Source organism: Variovorax sp. WDL1 (assembly GCF_001541225.1).
In the GTDB taxonomy this organism is placed as follows: Bacteria; Pseudomonadota; Gammaproteobacteria; order Burkholderiales; family Burkholderiaceae_C; genus Variovorax.
In genome coordinates this window covers 91171-106649 of record NZ_LMTS01000164.1, presented here as the reverse complement: position 1 = coordinate 106649, position 15479 = coordinate 91171, and the positions used below count along the sequence as shown (strand labels likewise).

Genomic DNA, 15479 nt, shown 5'->3' with positions numbered 1-15479 from the left:
CCACGGCTGCCGGGCGATCCAGTCGATGACGGCCGCGGCGTCCTCCCCGTCGCGAACGAACGGCCACACGGCGCCCTTGCCGTCGGGCGTGCGGCCCCGCACGTACGCCGTGATGCCGACGTAGCCTTTGACGGCGCTGCGCTGCGCGTCGTCCTCGGAGGGATCGAGTGTGAAGCGCAGCAGCGTCGGCAGCGGACCCTTCGCGCCGCCGGGCCGGACCACGTTGGCATGGATGACGACACCCCCGCGCACCGGAATCCGGACGTCGCCCTCCGCCACGTAGCGCCTTCGGTGTTCGGCCGCGACCAGCTCGGGCAGCAGCATGGAGAAGCTGCGGCGCGACTGGTACGCAAGCCAGGTGCGCACGAGCGCCACGGCGTCGGCCTGCGGGATGCTGCCCTTCGCGCGCCAGCGATCGAAGGCTTGCCGGACCGGCTCCCTGTACGCCGCCGGCGGGGTTTGGAGCCGCGTCATGACGGCTGCGGCTTGCGCGTTGTCGAGCGGCGACACCAGCTCCTGGAACGCGCGCGCGTAGGCACTGGCAAAGGCGAGCCGCTCGTTCTTCTCGAGCGCGCGCGCACGCGCATAGATGCCGTCGAGCACAGCGCGTTCGGCCAGGCCATCGAAGGGCTTGCCTTGCTGGCGGCCGCGCAGGGTCCTGTTGCTGTCGGCCGCCGCACGGTAGGCGCCGCTGACGATCTGCAGGGCAGTCATGTTGGCCAGGAAGGCGTCGGTTTCGGCCTCCTGGTAGACCGGCACGATCCGCTCCGCCAGATCCCGCATCACGTCCACCGCAGCGGCATCGTCAGGGTCGCTCGGCGGCCTGAAGCCGAAATCCAGCGCCCAGGCCCAGGCCGGCAGCGCAAGCACCAGCAGCAAGAGGGCGCGACGCGAAAGAAGGCTCATGGGGCATCCTCGCGCACGCCGCGCCGCGCATCATCCGGTGCATCCGGTGCATCCGGGTCGGCCGCCGGCGCCTTGACCAGATGCACCACCTGCGTGAACAGCCGGCCGTGCGCCTCTCCGGCCGACCCGATGTGGACAATGCCCGTGTGAGCGAGCTTGGTCGTCAACACGTCGATGATGAGCTCGACCGTGTCGTCGTCGAACGCGCCGAAGGCTTCGTCCATCACCAGCCAGGGTGGCGCCTGCAGCACCACGCGGGCGAAGCCCAGCCGCAGTTGCTCGTCCATGCTGAGCTCGCGCTCCCAGCGAACCGCCTTGTCCAGGAATGGTTCCAGCCGCTGGAGGCCCACGCTCGCCAGCGCGGCCGCCATGGCTTCTCTCGTGTAGCTCGACGGCGCCATCCCATACGACAGCGCTTCGGCGAGCGTGCCGCGGGGAAGGTAGGGCGTGCCGCGCGGCATGTAGTGGATCGTCTCGCCGCGCGGCCGGCGCACGGTGCCCGAACCCCAGGGCCAGAGGCCTGCGAGCGCCCGGAACAGCAAGGTCTTCTCGGTACCCTGCGTGCCGAGGATCAACAGGCGCTGGCCGGCATGCACGACGAGGCCTTCTGCGTCCAGCCGATCGTGGCCGGTCCAGGTGCGGACCTCGAGCGCCTCGACCGCAAGGGTCCCGGCTTCGCTCTCCTCATAGACGATGCGGCTGCCGCCCGGTTGCGCCTCCAGCTCCGCCGCGAGCACCTGGCGCAGGCCGGCCACGCGCAGCAGCGTGGCGCGCCAGTCGGCAATGAGGCTGAAGTTGTCGACAAACCAGCGCAGCGACGACTGCGCCTGCGTGAAGGCAGCGGCGGCCATCATCAGGCCGCCGAACGAAACCTTCCCCGAGAAGTACAACGGTGCGGCCACCAGCGTCGGCGCGATGACGGTGACCCAGCCGAAGCCCGCGGTGACCCAGGTCAGGTTGGTCAGCCCGAGCACCACGCGCGACGTGGCGTGCAGGACGTCGCCCAGGTGCATGGCGACGCGCCGCTTCTCGTCGGGCTCGCCCCCGGCCAGCGAGATGCCGTCCAGATGCTCGTTGATGCGGGTCAGCGAGAAGCGCAATTCGCCTTCGCGCGCATAGCGCTCGGCGTTGCGCGAGACGAGGCCGTTGCCGACCCAATAGGTCATCAGCGAGCCAGCGACCGCGTAGAGGATCGCGGCCCACAGCATGAAGCCCGGCAAGGCATGGTCCTTGCCGTCGAAGAAGATGTTGAAGTCCTTGGAGAGAACCCACAGCACGCTCGCGAAGCTGCCGAAAAGCATCGCGGCCTGCAGCAGCCCCACGCCAAGGCCGACCGAGAGGTCGCATAGCTTCAGCGTGTCGTCGTGCATGCGCTGGTCCGGATGGGCGCCCATGGGGCCGCTGGCCTGGAGCCAGAACGCCCGGCGCGGCTGCAGCCACAGCCCCACCAGATCGGTGGCCAGGGCCTCGCGCAGCTTCAGCTGCAAGGTTTCGACCAGCCACCTCTGCGCGACGTTCAACACCAGCAGCACGCCCGCAATCACCGCGAAGATGCCGAGCTGCTCGATGAAGTCGCCCACGTCGCGCCGCGAGATTGCGTCGTAGAAGGGCTTGTTCCAGCTATTGAGCTCGATCTGCCCCCATGCCGTGAGCGCTATGACCACGACGATCGCGCCCGAGAGCGCGGCCAGCGTCTTCCCGACCGCGGACGCTCGCACGGCGCGAAGCAGTTCGCGGACCTGGCGGACGACACCGGTCTTTGCAGCCGGCTCGGCGAGGTTCGGCGATGCTGCACTCATCGCCGCTGCGGCGCCTGGCCTGCAGTCGCGATGCGGCGCGCCGAGACACACGAGATGAACGCGGCGTGGCTCCAGGCCAGTTGCTTCGCCGAGGTCTGCGCGCCACTGCGCTGGTCGAACTGCTCCGACAGGTCGCCACTGGCCGGCGTGTATGCGCGTACGGTGGCGAGGTAGGCGTCGCCGCGCCCGGTCCAATGGCTCCGATGGCGTGCATCGTTGCCGGCCGCCGCCGCGGCGCGAAAGCAGAACTCGGCGGCGCCGAGCGTGGAGAAGTAGTACGCGCCCCCCGAGCAGTACACGTCGCCGGCGTACCGGCCCATCGCCGGGCCGCGGCCTTCGGAACGGCCGTGGTTGATCGGATAGGCCGCATCGAACAGCGCTTCGAGTCGCGCCAGCGTGGCCTGCATGCGTGGATCGGCCGGGCCATGTGCGGCCCCGGTACCGAGGCCATGGATCGCGGACAGGATCACTGCGATGTCCAGCGCCTTCGGACTGGGCCGGTCGTCCGCCAGCACGCGTGAACGGTAGTAGCCCTGAGTCGCGTCGCGTTCGACTGGTCCTTCGCCCACCGCTTCGTCCACCCAGTAGCCGTCGAGCAGGCCAAGCACGGCCTGTGACTCCTCCCGACAGCGCTGCGCCTGCGCCGTGTCGCCCAGGCCCTGCAGCCATGCGGCGCCTTCGTCCAGCGCGGCCGCCGAGACGCGCAGCGTGTAGTAGTGATGTCCGCTTTCTTCTTCCCAGACGTCGAACGACGGCTCGCGCCAGTGACGCAGCGTGAAGTCGAGATCGAAGCGGATGAGGGCCGCGACCTCCGCCAGCAGGGGCGCGTCGAGGTGCCCGCCGGCCGCCCAGCGCAGCAGCGCCAGCGCGCGCAGCGGCGGCCCGTCGTGCTGGGGGCGCGCCCATCGCAGGATATCCAGAGTGCCGTCGGGGTTCACCCGCGTCTCGGCGACGACAGCATCGCCGTGCACGTTCGCGAGCTCACGGTCCTCGCGCAGGTACTGCAGCAAGTCGGGGGCCACGCCCGCCCTGCGGTCGGGCATCGCCGCAACCGTGCGGCCATCGAGCCGGTTCAAGTCGAGGCTGAAGCGGGTGAAGTCGCGCAGATGCTGCAGGGCTTCGTCGCCGACGCGCCGCTCGACGTAGAGCAGGCGCAATGCATCGATGACGACCGCGGAGTCTCGGAACCAATGGAAGAAGTAGTCCGGGTCGGGGTCGTAGCTGCCGAGCACGGGCGAGGCGACGATGGCACCGGCGATCGGCCGCACGGTCTGGCCGAAGCCGGGGCGCTGCTTGACGATCGACACCGGCGAGATGCTGGACAGCATCGCCCTCGCCGAGTGGCCCAGCTGTGCTTCGAGCCAGGACTCGAATGCCGGGTCTTGCCGGTTCGTCGCGCTGGCGCGGCTCATGCTTCCGGTGCCACGAGATGCGGGCTGCTGAAGTCCAGGCGCCGCAGTCCGGCCTGTACTTCTGGCACGCTCATGAACAGCTTCCACAGAAGGCCGGTCCGATGGTTCTCCATCATCACGACGATCGGGCCCTGGTCGATGGCGAGATGGGTTTCGGCGAACCAGCCGCGCCGTTCGCAGAACGCATCGACGAAGCCGTATTCATTCCACACCCGCGTGCCATGCACGGTCAGCAAATGCCGCACGACCTGCATCACCTCGGCAGGTGCATACGGCAGGCTGCCCAGCGCAGCCGTCGGCGAGATGGTGCCGTTGTCGTTGCCCGGGTCGTGCGCGAGGTAGCCGTCGGGGTCGTCGCTGGCCGTCAGGCCCCAGCACGATTCGCCGTAGCCCGGGTAGCCCCGGGGATTGGCAATGCAGTGCGCGCGGTTGATCCGCACGTGGCGGCTGTTGAGATCCCAGTAGTCCGCGTAGCGATCCTTCAGGCCGTGCGGGTCGAGGCCGCAGAACGAGTAGTGCGTGAAGAACAGCGGCCCGCCGTATGCCGAGCCCAGCGGCATGTCGATGCCGTAGTACTGCCGCCCGTTGATGAAGTCGGGACCGGAAGCGTAGCCGCGGTGGTAGACCCGCGGATCGATCGCATGGCGCGGCGCGGCAGCGGCCAGGAAGTAGGTGACGAGGCACTCGTTCCAGCCGTGGATCTGATGGTTCATCGCCCAGCCGTGCTTCGGGCTCCAATGCCAGTACAGCACGTCCTGCCCGCCCTGGGTGAACCAGTCCCATTCGACCTCGTGCCACAGCGTGTCGATATCGCTGCGCACCCGGCGCGCCGCGTGCGTGTCCTCGCTGAAATACTGGCGCACGCACAGCAGGCCCATCATGAGGAAGGATGTCTCGACCAGGTCGCCCGCGTCGTCCTTGGGCCCCATCGGAACCGTCGCTCCGCTCGGGCCGTGGATGAAGTGGGCGAAGGCGCCGTGATAGCGCGTGGCGCGGAACAGGGCGTCGAGCATGCGCCTCAGGCGACCCAGGGCTGCATCCCGCGTGACCCAGCCGCGCTCGACCGCGACGATCAAGGCCATGACGCCGAAGCCCGTGCCGCCGATCGCGGCCTTGTCTCCATCGGTGTCGCCCGCGAGCGAGCGGCGATCGAGCGCCAGCCCGCTGGCGGCATCCGCACCGTCCCAGAAATAGCGGAAGGTCTGGCGCTGCACGGCCTCGATCAAGTCTTCATCGGGCAGGGCCGCCAGCGCCCTCGGGTCTCTGTCATCCTTCAACACCAACGGCTCCTCTCGTCGACTGGTTGTGTCACGTTTGGTTTCATCGAGTCGCCGGCGCCACGGCGCCGGCCACCCCCCGCAGCATGCCATTATTGAGCCCCCTGGGTCCCGGTTTGGAGTTCTTCGATGAGTCGTATCGACACCCTCATGGCGCGGATGACGCTGTCCGAAAAGCTGGGCCAGCTGACGATGACTGCCTCCAGCTATACGGTCACCGGGCCGGTGCTCGCGGGGGACTCCACGCAGTCGATCATCGACGGCACTGTCGGCAATCTGCTGAACATGGTCGGTGCCGGGCCCGTGCACGAGATGCAGCGACTGGCCGTCGAGAAGTCGCGTCTGGGCATTCCGCTGCTGATCGGCCTGGACATCATCCACGGCCATCGCACGCTCTTTCCCATCCCGCCCGCGGAGGCGGGCATCTTCGACGAAGCCCTCTGGGAGCGCACGGCGCGCGAGGCCGCGCGCGAAGGCACGGCCGACGGCCTGGCGATGACTTTCGCGCCGATGCTCGACGTCTCGCGCGACCCCCGCTGGGGCCGCACTGCCGAAGGCCCGGGCGAAGATCCCTGGCTCAACACGCGCATCGCGCAGGCCAAGGTGCGTGGCTTCCAGGGAGCCGACCTGTCGTCGGCCGAATCGCTGGCCGCCTGTGCGAAGCATTTCGTCGCCTACGGCGCGGTCACCGCGGGGCGGGAGTACGCCGCGGTGGACATCTCCGAGCGCACCTTGCACGAGGTGCATCTGCCGGGCTTCGCGGCAGCGGTGCGCGCCGGCGTCGCGACGCTGATGCCGGCCTTCACCGATCTCAACGGCGTGCCGATGACGGCGCACGTCCCCTTGCTGCGCGACTGGCTGCGCGGCGAGATGGGCTTCGATGGCGTCATCGTCAGCGACTACAACGCGATCGGGGAACTGATCAAGCACGGTGTGGCCGCCGATCTCGCCGATGCCGCGGTGCTGGCGCTGAAGGCCGGCGTCGACATCGACATGATGGCCGACGCGTACCGCAAGGGCCTGCCGATCGCGCTCGAGGAGGGCCGCGTGACCATCCAGGAGATCGACGCGTGCGTGCGCCGCGTGTTGCGGCTCAAGGAGCAGCTCGGACTGTTCGACGACCCCTACCGCCGCGGCGCGACACCGGAGCCCGCGGCGGCCATCGCCGAGCGGCACGCGCTGGCGCGCGAGGTCGCGGGCAAGGCGATCGTCATGCTGAAGAACGAGCGCGACACCCTCCCCTTGCCTGCGGGCGCGAAGGCGCTGTGTGTCATCGGCCCGCTGGCCGACGCAAGCACCGAGATGAAAGGCCCATGGTGGGGTGCCGGCGAACACGAGCCGGCCATCAGCGTGCTTGCGGGCCTGCGCGCCGCGCTGCCGCAGACCGACATACGCCATGCACCCGGCGTTGCCATCGAGGACGCGGACGACAGCGGCATCGAAGCCGCCGTCGCGCTGTGCGATGGCGCCGACGCCGTGCTGCTGTGCCTGGGCGAGCGTGCCCCGATGAGCGGCGAGGCGGCGAGCCGCGCCACGCCCGCGCTGCCCGGCCGGCAGCAGGCCCTGGCCGAAGCGGTGACGGCCCGCGCGCGGGCGCTTGGCATTCCTGTCATCGCGATCCTGTTTTCAGGCCGCCCGCTCGTCGTTCCCTGGCTGTCCGAACACGTCGATGCGCTGCTGGCTGCGTGGTTCCTCGGCGTCGAGGCAGGCCATGCGATTGCCGACGTGGTCACGGGCCGGGTATCGCCCAGCGGCCGCACGACGATGAGCTGGCCGCGCGCCATCGGGCAGGTGCCGATCTACTTCGGCCAGCGTCCTTCCGGCCGGCCGATGAATCCCGCCGACTACTACACCAGCAAGTACCAGGACGTCGAGAACACGCCGCTCTATGACTTCGGTCACGGCTTGACCTACGGCCGGTTTACCTACGACGAGCTTCAGGTCGAACCCAGGCGCGTGCGCGAACAGGACCGGCTTGCGATCAGCGTCAGCCTGCGCAACGCCGGCCCGCGCGAGGCCGAGGAGACTGTCTTCCTGTTCGTTCACCACAAGCTGAGCCGCGTCACCCGGCCGCTGCTGGAGCTCAAGGGCTACGCGAAGCTGCGATTGATGCCGGGCGGCGCCGGCTCGGTGAAGCTGGAGTTGCCGGCTGCCGAGCTGCGCTGCCTCGGACCGGACCTGCAGCCCGGGTTCGAGGCCGGCGAGGTCGAGATCCTCGTCGGGCCGAGTGCCGACCCGACAGGGTTGCTGCGCCAGACTGTCGAGTTGTACTGAAGCCCTGACCAGCGTCACCAGGACAAGAAAAGCAATGGCGGCAGACGATTGGTGGCGGCACGGCATCTTCTATCAGGTCTACCCGAGGTCGTTCCAGGACAGCGACGGCGATGGCATCGGCGACCTCGACGGCATCCGCTCGCGGCTCGACCATCTGGTCGCGCTCGGCATCGACGCCGTCTGGATCTCGCCGATATTTCCCTCGCCGATGGCGGATTTCGGCTACGACATTTCCGACTATTGCGACATCGATCCGCGCTTCGGCACACTGGCCAGCTTCGATGCACTGGTCGGCGAGGTGCATGCGCGGGGGCTCAAGCTCGTCCTGGACTTCGTGCCCAACCATACGTCCGACCAACATCCCTGGTTCATGCAGAGCCGCAGCGCGCGCGCCAATCCGCAGCGCGACTGGTACCTGTGGCGCGACCCGGCGCCCGATGGCGGGCCGCCCAACAACTGGCTCAGCAACTTCGGCGGCCCGGCCTGGACACTCGATGCTGCCACCGGGCAGTACTACTGCCATTCCTTCCTGAAGGAACAGCCCGACCTCAACTGGCGCAACCCGGAGGTGCGCGCCGCGATGCACGAGGTGCTGCGCTTCTGGTTGCGGCGCGGCGTGGACGGCTTTCGCGTCGACGTGCTTTCCGACCTCATCAAGGACGCGCAGTTCCGCGACAACCCGCCCAACCCGGACTTCGCTGACGGCCAGTTCCCGTCGCTTCGCTGGATCCCGCTCTACTCCACCGACCGACCGGAGATGCAGCAGATCGTGGCAGAGATGCGGCGCGTGGTCGACGCATTCAGCGACGCGACGTCGTCGCGCGTGCTGATCGGCGAGCTCTACCTGCCGCTCTCGCGCCTGGTCGCCTATTACGGGCTCAACGCCGAGGGCGTTCTCGAAGGCGTGCAGTTGCCCTTCAACTTCCAACTGATCGGTGCGCAGTGGCAGGCCCGGCAGATCGACCGCCTGGTGCGCGACTACGAAGCCGCCCTGCCCGCCGGTGCCGCGCCCAACTGGGTGCTGGGCAACCACGACAAGGCCCGCATCGCGACCCGCGTCGGGCCGCAGATGGCGCGGCTGGCGGCCATGCTGCTGCTTACGTTGCGGGGCACCCCGACGCTCTACTACGGCGACGAGATCGGCATGACCGACGTCGACATCCCTCCGGAGGAAGTGCAGGACCCGTTCGAGAAGAACGAGCCCGGCAGGGGCCTGGGCCGCGATCCGCGGCGCACGCCGATGCAGTGGAGCAGCGCACCGCAGGCAGGCTTCACCACCGGCACCCCGTGGCTGCGCCTGGCGGACGACTGGCCCCGGCACAACGTCGAATCGCAAGCGCGCGACGCGGCATCCATGCTGACGCTCTATCGGCGTCTCATCGCGCTGCGCCGCGCGCAGCCGGCGCTGAACCGGGGCGGGTATGAGGCCTTGGAAAGCGGAGAGGAAGTGCTGGCGTATGCACGCACGTTCGAGAGGCAGCGGGTGGTGGTGCTGTTGAACTTCGGCGTCGGCGCGGTAGCCTTGTCGCCCGCGCTGCTGCCGGCCGGCTCGATCGTGCTGGCATCCACGTCTCCCACGCGCGCCGAGCGGATGGAAGCAGGGACGCTGGTACTGGAACCGTACGAAGGCGTTGTTGTCGGCCAGCCCTGAGAACACGCTGCGGGTTTGACAGGAGGTCCTATGTTTGTTTCGCGGCGGGGCACCAGCCCGCGCACGCCTTGTTTGCGTTGTTCGAAATGAAGGCGCTCGACACCCTGCGGATCTTCGTGATCACCGCGCGCAAGGGCAGCCTCTCGGCCGCGGCGCGCAGCCTCAGCCTGTCCCCCGCGACCATCTCGCGCCGCATCAGCGCGCTGGAGGAAGAGCTCGGCGCGCAACTGGTCGACCGCACCAGCCGCAAGCTCAAGGTCACCGAGAGCGGGCAGGCCTTCCTGCAGCGGGCGGAGGTGGTGCTGGAGGCGATGGCCGAGGCCGAGGAAGCCGCGCGCAACTCCAAGCTGCGGCCCGAGGGGCGGCTGCGCATCCACTCGCGAACCCAGATCGGCTTGCGTGTGATCGCGCCGCTGCTGCCGCGCTTCGCCCAGCAGTACCGCGACATCCATGTGGAGATCGAGCTCTCGGAACACCCCGTCAACCTCGTGGAGCAGGACTTCGACATCGATATCCGCACCGGCGAGTCCAACGATTCGAGCTTCGTGATCAAGCGGCTGCTCAGCAGCGACGAGGTGCTGGTGGCCAGCCCCTCCTTCGTCAAGGCGCACCCGCGCATCCGGCACCCGACCGACCTGCCGCAGGTGCGATGCCTCACCTACCGGCGAGAGCAGGAGGCCACGACCTGGAAATACATCGACGAGCATGGTGAGCAGCAGGCGCTGGCGATCCACGGCGTGCTCAGTTCGAACAATGGCGAACTGCTGCGGCTGGCCGCGATCGGCGGCATGGGGATCGCGCTGCTGTCGGAGCCCACCATCCGCAGTTGCCTGCAGGACGGCTCGCTGGTGCGCCTCCTGCCCGGGCACCGGTTCGCAGTGCGCAGCTTTTCCAATGGCATCTACGCGGTGTTCCGCCAGAGCCGCACCTTGCCCTTGAAGGTGCGCGCCTTCGTCGACTTCGTCGCCGAGGCGCTGCGCGAAGGCGACGCCGGCTGAGGCGCCGGCTCAGCGCCTCCATGCCGCGACAACGGCGCGATCCGGCGCATACCCGGGAGCTGCTGCGGGCGGCAGGAGTCGGGCCCGGGGAAATCGCGGCGCTGCAGGCCGATGGCGTGGTCCTCGGGTGATGCCTGCGCGCCGGCAGCTCGCGCGTGCATGCCGTACAAAGGTGCTTTTCATTCCCTGCACGTCCACGCCGTGCCTGCAGCCATAGACTGGGTTTCGATTTTCGATTCGATTTCGGGTTCGATTGCCTTCCTTGCCATTCCAAGAGCCAACAGGAGACTAAAGTGAGTTATCGGAAGTTCATTTCCGGCGTGTTGTTCGGACTCGTCGCGGCGGTGGGCCCGGCCCAGGCGCAGCAGCCCATCAGGATCGTCGTCCCCTTCGCGGCCGGTGGCGGCACCGACCAGTACGTGCGCATCCTCGCGGCCGAGCTCAACAAGCGGGGAACCCAGGTCATCATCGACAACAGGCCGGGCGCCAGCGGCATCGTCGCCGCGGACTACGTGGCGCGGGCCCGCCCGGACGGCAATACGGTCCTGGTGTCGTCGCTGGGGACACTCGCCAACAACACGATCCTCTACGACAAGCTGCCCTACGACCCCAAGAAGGACTTCGCGCCGGTCTCGCAGATCGCCTACCAGCCCGCGATCATCGTTGGACGCTCCGACCTGCCCTACAAGAACATCCGGGAGATGGTTGCCTATGCCAAGGCCAACCCCGGCAAGATCAACCGGGGCTCGCCGGGCGCGGCCATCCTGACCAACCTCGCGCCCCTCAGCTTCGAGAAGAGCAACGGCTTCAGCACGACCCACATCCCCTTCAACGGCGATGCTCCCGCCGTCCAGGCGCTGCTGGGCAACGAGATCGACATCCACGGAACCTCCATCACCGGCTCCCTGCCGCATGTGCGCAGCGGCAAGCTCCGGGTCCTGGGCGTGATGGACAGCAAGAGGATGCCCCAGGTGCCGGACGCACCGACCTTCAAGGAGCAGGGCTACGACCTCGAGGCCGTCCTCTGGTATTCGCTGTCGGTCCCCTCCGCCACCCCGAAGGAAGCGATCCAGCGCCTGAACCACGCCGTCAACCAGGTCATCGCCGATCCTGAATTCGTCGAACGCGCCAGGGCCATCGGCATGGAGCCGCGCGGCGGCACCCCCGAGGAACTGGCGAAGTTCGTCGACACCGAATTCAATCGCTGGGTGCCGATGCTCCAGAGCCTGAACCTGCCGAAGCAGGCGCATTGAGCGAGCGGCTGGGGCAGCCTCTGCTCAGCCCCGAGAGCAGACGCTGACGACGACCTTGCAGGGCTCGGTCGGCAGGTGGGTTTCGCATTGCCCGGCTGCCGCCTTGCCCGCTTCGTTGGCCGTGGCGGCGACGGCCGTGCCCCACTCTCCGTAGTTGCCCTTGGCGAGCGCGCCGCAGGAGCGATCGAAGGAGGTACGGACCACGCAGGTCCCCGGACGGCCCGCCGCGCGGTCGCATCGCGCACGCGCCGCAAGCTCCGCCGCATCGCGGGACGGAAAGTCGAAGGCGTAGCCGTACCAGCCCTGCATGGAGGCAATGGCTCCCCAGCTCGGGCCGCGTGCCGGCTCGGCATGGGCAGGACGTACGGCGATGCCTGTCAGGTCGCAGCACGCCAGGAGCGCAAGCGCGCCGAGCATGCGGACAACGGATGAGTGCAAGTTCATGGAGGAGGCAATTTTGAATCAGTGCCGGGGTGCGGTCGCCCGATGTGCTGCGGACCGGACGCTAGCGTAAATCCCTAGCACCAGGCTGCGGCGAACATCGTACTCTGTATACAGAGTTCAGACATCGAGACTCCATGCCCGCCAAGCTGCTCCAGATCGCCGCCGCCCCCGACCTCGTCGACCAGGTCTACCGGGCCCTGCACGACGCGATCAGCAGCGGCTCGCTGGCGCCCGGCGAGCGCATCACGCAGGAAGACCTGGCCCGGCGCCTGGCCGTCTCGCGCCAGCCGGTGCTGCAGGCGCTGCGGCTGCTGAAGAAGGACGGCTTCGTGCTCGACGCGCCCGGCCGAGGCCTGCTGGTGGCGCCGCTGGACGTCGAGTGGATGCACAAGGTCTACCAGGTGCGCGGCGCGCTCGACGTGCTGGCAGCGCGGCTCGCCGCGGCGCAGCGCCATCGCATCGACCCGAAGCTGATAGAGCGCGGACGCCGCGCCGCGCGCGGCCGCAGCGTGGAGGCCATGATCGAAGCCGACGTCGCCTTCCACAACGCCATCTACGCAGCCTCCGGCAACCCGCTGATCGCACAGAGCGCCGACCAGCACTGGCGCCACCTGCGCCGCGCGATGGGCGCGGTGCTGCAGTCCGTGCCGCAGCGCGAGTCGCTGTGGGACGAGCACGAGGCCATCGCGAAGGCCATCGCGGCCGGCGATGCCGACCGGGCCGCGCGCCTCAGCGACGCGCATGTCACGCAGGCCGCCCGGACACTGGGCGCGCGCCTGGCCGAACGTCTTTCCGCCAACACATCGACAGGAGACACTGCATGAAACTCACCCCCGCGCAGCGCGCGCAGTTCGAGCGCGACGGCTACCTCTTCTTCCCCGGCCACTTCTCCGCCGAGGAGACGAAAGTGCTGACCGATGCGGTGCCCGCGCTCTACAGCCGGAGAGAGGCCTTCAACGTGCGCGAGAAGGGTTCGGATGCGGTGCGCACCAATTTCGCGGCGCACCTGATCAGCGAGCCCTTCGCGCGGCTCGCGCGCCATCCGCGGATGGTGGGCCCGGTGATGGACCTCTTCGAGGAAGAGGTCTACATGCACCAGTTCAAGATCAACGGCAAGATGGCCTTCGAGGGCGACGTCTGGCAGTGGCACCAGGACTACGGCACCTGGCTCAACGACGACCTGATGCCGACCGAGCGCGCGATGAACGTGGCCATCTTCCTCGACGACGTGAGCGAGTTCAACGGGCCGCTGATGTTCATCCCCGGCAGCCATCGCAAGGGCGTGATCGAGGCGCAGCACGACCTCACGACGACCAGCTATCCGTTGTGGACCATCGACCACGCGCTGATCCGGCAGCTGGTGGATCGTGCCGGCGGAAAGCACGGCGGCATGGTCGCACCCAAGAGCCCGGCCGGCTCGATGATCCTGTTCCACAGCTGCCTGGTGCATGCGTCAGGCAGCAACCTCTCGCCCTTCAACCGGGTGGCGGTGTACCTGAGCCTGTGCGCGGTCAGCAACCATATCCGGCGCTTCAAGCGGCCCGAGTACATCGCGCACCGCGACTTCACGCCCATCGCGCTGCTGCCCGACGACTGCCTGCTGAAGCCCTACCCGGTCGAGACGCCGTGGAAGGACGGCCTGCCCGAGAGCGCGCTTCGCACCTCGCTCGAAAACATCGACACCGTGGCGGCCTGAGCGATGAGCCTGCATCAACGACTCCAGCAGCGCGCCGCCGAGAACAAGCCGGTGCGCATCGGCCTGATCGGCGCCGGCAAGTTCGGCGCGATGTACCTGGCGCAGATCCCGCGCACGCCCGGCGTGCAGCTGGTGGCCATCGCCGACCTCTCGCCCGATGCGGCGCGCACGAACCTCGAACGCGTGGGCTGGGCGCCCGGGCGTGCCGCGGCGCGCTCGGCGCAGGAAGCGCTCGGCAACGGCACCACCTGGATCATCGATGACTGGCAGGCCGTGACCCGCGAGCCTTCCATCGACATCGTGGTCGAATGCACCGGCAACCCCGTGGCCGCGGTCGAGCACTGCCTCGATGCCTTTGCGCACGGCAAGCACGTGGTCAATGTGACGGTGGAGGCCGATGCCTTCTGCGGCCCGCTGCTGGCGCGCCGTGCGCAGCAGGCCGGCGTGGTGTATTCGCTGGCATTCGGCGACCAGCCGGCGCTGATCTGCGACCTGGTCGACTGGGCCCGCACCTGCGGCTTCCCGGTCGTGGCGGCCGGCCGCGGCCACAAGTGGCTGCCGCATTTCAGCGAGTCGACGCCCGAGACCGTGTGGGGACACTACGGCCTCACGCCCGAGCAGGCCAAGCGCGGCGGGCTCAACCCCAAGATGTTCAACAGCTTCCTCGACGGCTCCAAGCCTTCGATCGAGAGCGCGGCGGTGGCCAACGCGACCGGCCTGGGCGTACCCTCGGACGGCTTGCTCTACCCGCCGGCCAGCGTGGAGGACATCCCCTTCGTCACGCGGCCGAGGAGCGAGGGCGGCGTGCTCGAGCGCAAGGGCATGGTGGAGGTGGTCTCATCGCTGGAGGCCGACGGCCGACGCATCCCCTACGACATCCGCATGGGCGTGTGGGTCACGGTCGAGGCCGAGACCGAGTACATCAAGAACTGCTTCGAGGAATACAACGCCCACACCGATCCGAGCGGGCGCTATTTCACGCTCTACAAGCGGTGGCACCTGATCGGCCTGGAGGTCGGCGTCTCGGTGGCGAGCGTGGCGCTGCGCGGCGAGCCCACGGGCGTGGCGACCTGCTGGAATGCCGATGTCGTGGCCACTGCCAAGCGGGACCTCGCCGCCGGAGAAACGCTCGACGGCGAAGGGGGCTATACGGTGTGGGGCAAGCTGCTGCCGGCCGAGCGCTCGACGCGGCTCGGTGGTTTGCCGCTTGGCCTTGCGCACAACGTGAAGCTGGTGCGGGCGGTGAAGAAGGGGCAGAGCCTCTGCTGGGCCGATGTGGCGATGGACACCACCACGCAAGCGTACAAGCTGCGCCACGAGATGGAAACGATGTTCGCACCGGAGCGCGCGAAGGCCGCGTGATATTGGCCTGCGGTCGGAGGTGAGTGAAGCGCGGGTGTTGGTCGATGCTGCGCGCTGCAAAGGCCCCTGCGGGTGTGCGTGGCGGCGCGCCACTGTGGCGGTCGCCGCTTCGCGCCGACTCCCCTGCGATGCTCGCGCAGCCGGCCTGCCGCGGAACTCGCGACGTTCACTTCGTTCACTCTGCTCAAACAGCCGCGGCAAGTCAGACAACGAAGCACGCCTGTCCTTCGGCAGGCGTGCCGGCCGGCTGCACTCCGCTTCTCGGCACCACAGAGGCGCGCCGCCCCGCACACCCGCAGGCACCTTTGCGAGAGAAAGTGTGCCGGTATCCAAAGTCCCCCAACCGCTGCGGCGGCGTGAGATCGGTATTCAGATCAATCCCGACATGTCATCCGCGGAAGGTGGTT

Annotated in this window: 12 protein-coding genes; 7 read left to right on the top strand and 5 right to left on the bottom strand. The window is 68.6% G+C overall.

Annotation, left to right across the window (positions count from 1 at the left end; all coding sequences use genetic code 11):
* The 4 genes from APY03_RS44320 to APY03_RS23375 form a co-directional block, all read right to left on the bottom strand.
* The coding region (locus APY03_RS44320) for a CocE/NonD family hydrolase (protein ID WP_332307393.1) at positions 1 to 906 on the bottom strand (906 nt) is incomplete at its 3' end.
* Positions 903 to 2705, bottom strand: a complete 1803-nt coding sequence (locus tag APY03_RS23385) for an ABC transporter ATP-binding protein/permease (RefSeq protein ID WP_068680541.1) — start codon at positions 2703 to 2705, stop codon at positions 903 to 905. The genes APY03_RS44320 and APY03_RS23385, both read right to left, overlap by 4 nt.
* On the bottom strand, positions 2702 to 4117 hold the full coding sequence (locus APY03_RS23380) for a glycoside hydrolase family 15 protein (protein WP_068680540.1): 1416 nt from the start codon (positions 4115 to 4117) through the stop codon (positions 2702 to 2704). The genes APY03_RS23385 and APY03_RS23380 overlap by 4 nt, the downstream gene beginning before the upstream one ends.
* On the bottom strand, positions 4114 to 5397 hold the full coding sequence (locus tag APY03_RS23375) for a glucoamylase family protein (RefSeq protein ID WP_232081296.1): 1284 nt from the start codon (positions 5395 to 5397) through the stop codon (positions 4114 to 4116). Before APY03_RS23375 ends, APY03_RS23380 begins: the two co-directional genes overlap by 4 nt.
* Positions 5398 to 5523: 126 nt before the next feature.
* Here APY03_RS23375 and APY03_RS23370 point away from each other — a divergent pair, with 126 nt between their 5' ends.
* From APY03_RS23370 to APY03_RS23355, 4 genes are all read left to right on the top strand, one after another.
* Positions 5524 to 7668 (top strand): glycoside hydrolase family 3 N-terminal domain-containing protein, encoded by a 2145-nt coding sequence (locus APY03_RS23370; protein WP_068680537.1) that lies wholly within the window; start codon positions 5524 to 5526, stop codon positions 7666 to 7668.
* A gap of 34 nt (positions 7669 to 7702) precedes the next feature.
* On the top strand, positions 7703 to 9319 hold the full coding sequence (locus APY03_RS23365) for an alpha-amylase family glycosyl hydrolase (RefSeq protein ID WP_068680532.1): 1617 nt from the start codon (positions 7703 to 7705) through the stop codon (positions 9317 to 9319).
* Positions 9320 to 9405: 86 nt separating this feature from the next.
* On the top strand, positions 9406 to 10317 hold the full coding sequence (locus tag APY03_RS23360; RefSeq protein WP_068680528.1) for a LysR family transcriptional regulator: 912 nt from the start codon (positions 9406 to 9408) through the stop codon (positions 10315 to 10317).
* Positions 10318 to 10610: 293 nt separating this feature from the next.
* Positions 10611 to 11570 (top strand): Bug family tripartite tricarboxylate transporter substrate binding protein, encoded by a 960-nt coding sequence (locus tag APY03_RS23355; RefSeq protein ID WP_068680527.1) that lies wholly within the window; start codon positions 10611 to 10613, stop codon positions 11568 to 11570.
* Positions 11571 to 11594: 24 nt separating this feature from the next.
* Here the strand turns inward: APY03_RS23355 and APY03_RS23350 are convergent, their stop codons facing one another.
* On the bottom strand, positions 11595 to 12014 hold the full coding sequence (locus APY03_RS23350) for a DUF4189 domain-containing protein (RefSeq protein ID WP_083944526.1): 420 nt from the start codon (positions 12012 to 12014) through the stop codon (positions 11595 to 11597).
* A gap of 134 nt (positions 12015 to 12148) precedes the next feature.
* On the opposite strand from APY03_RS23350, the gene APY03_RS23345 reads away from it, so the two are divergent.
* Genes APY03_RS23345 through APY03_RS23335 form a run of 3 tightly spaced genes read left to right on the top strand, consistent with a single transcriptional unit; the run spans position 12149 to position 15072 of the window.
* Entirely contained in the window at positions 12149 to 12838 is a 690-nt protein-coding gene (locus APY03_RS23345) for a GntR family transcriptional regulator (RefSeq protein ID WP_068680525.1), read from the top strand.
* Positions 12835 to 13710, top strand: a complete 876-nt coding sequence (locus tag APY03_RS23340; RefSeq protein ID WP_068680523.1) for a phytanoyl-CoA dioxygenase family protein — start codon at positions 12835 to 12837, stop codon at positions 13708 to 13710. The genes APY03_RS23345 and APY03_RS23340 overlap by 4 nt, the downstream gene beginning before the upstream one ends.
* A 3-nt stretch (positions 13711 to 13713) precedes the next feature.
* Positions 13714 to 15072 carry an NAD(P)H-dependent oxidoreductase gene (locus APY03_RS23335; RefSeq protein WP_068680521.1) on the top strand — a complete coding sequence of 453 codons (1359 nt, stop codon included), beginning with the start codon at positions 13714 to 13716 and terminating at the stop codon, positions 15070 to 15072.
* Positions 15073 to 15479: the final 407 nt, after the last annotated feature.

What these genes read in the sequence shown, in the direction of transcription:
- APY03_RS23385 (WP_068680541.1), bottom strand. Translation starts at nt 2,705, where the DNA reads ATGAGTGCAGCATCGCCGAACCTCGCCGAGCCGGCTGCAAAGACCGGT.
- APY03_RS23380 (WP_068680540.1), bottom strand. Translation starts at nt 4,117, where the DNA reads ATGAGCCGCGCCAGCGCGACGAACCGGCAAGACCCGGCATTCGAGTCC.
- APY03_RS23370 (WP_068680537.1), top strand. Translation starts at nt 5,524, where the DNA reads ATGAGTCGTATCGACACCCTCATGGCGCGGATGACGCTGTCCGAAAAG.
- APY03_RS23365 (WP_068680532.1), top strand. Translation starts at nt 7,703, where the DNA reads ATGGCGGCAGACGATTGGTGGCGGCACGGCATCTTCTATCAGGTCTAC.
- APY03_RS23360 (WP_068680528.1), top strand. Translation starts at nt 9,406, where the DNA reads ATGAAGGCGCTCGACACCCTGCGGATCTTCGTGATCACCGCGCGCAAG.
- APY03_RS23350 (WP_083944526.1), bottom strand. Translation starts at nt 12,014, where the DNA reads ATGAACTTGCACTCATCCGTTGTCCGCATGCTCGGCGCGCTTGCGCTC.
- APY03_RS23345 (WP_068680525.1), top strand. Translation starts at nt 12,149, where the DNA reads ATGCCCGCCAAGCTGCTCCAGATCGCCGCCGCCCCCGACCTCGTCGAC.
- APY03_RS23340 (WP_068680523.1), top strand. Translation starts at nt 12,835, where the DNA reads ATGAAACTCACCCCCGCGCAGCGCGCGCAGTTCGAGCGCGACGGCTAC.
- APY03_RS23335 (WP_068680521.1), top strand. Translation starts at nt 13,714, where the DNA reads ATGAGCCTGCATCAACGACTCCAGCAGCGCGCCGCCGAGAACAAGCCG.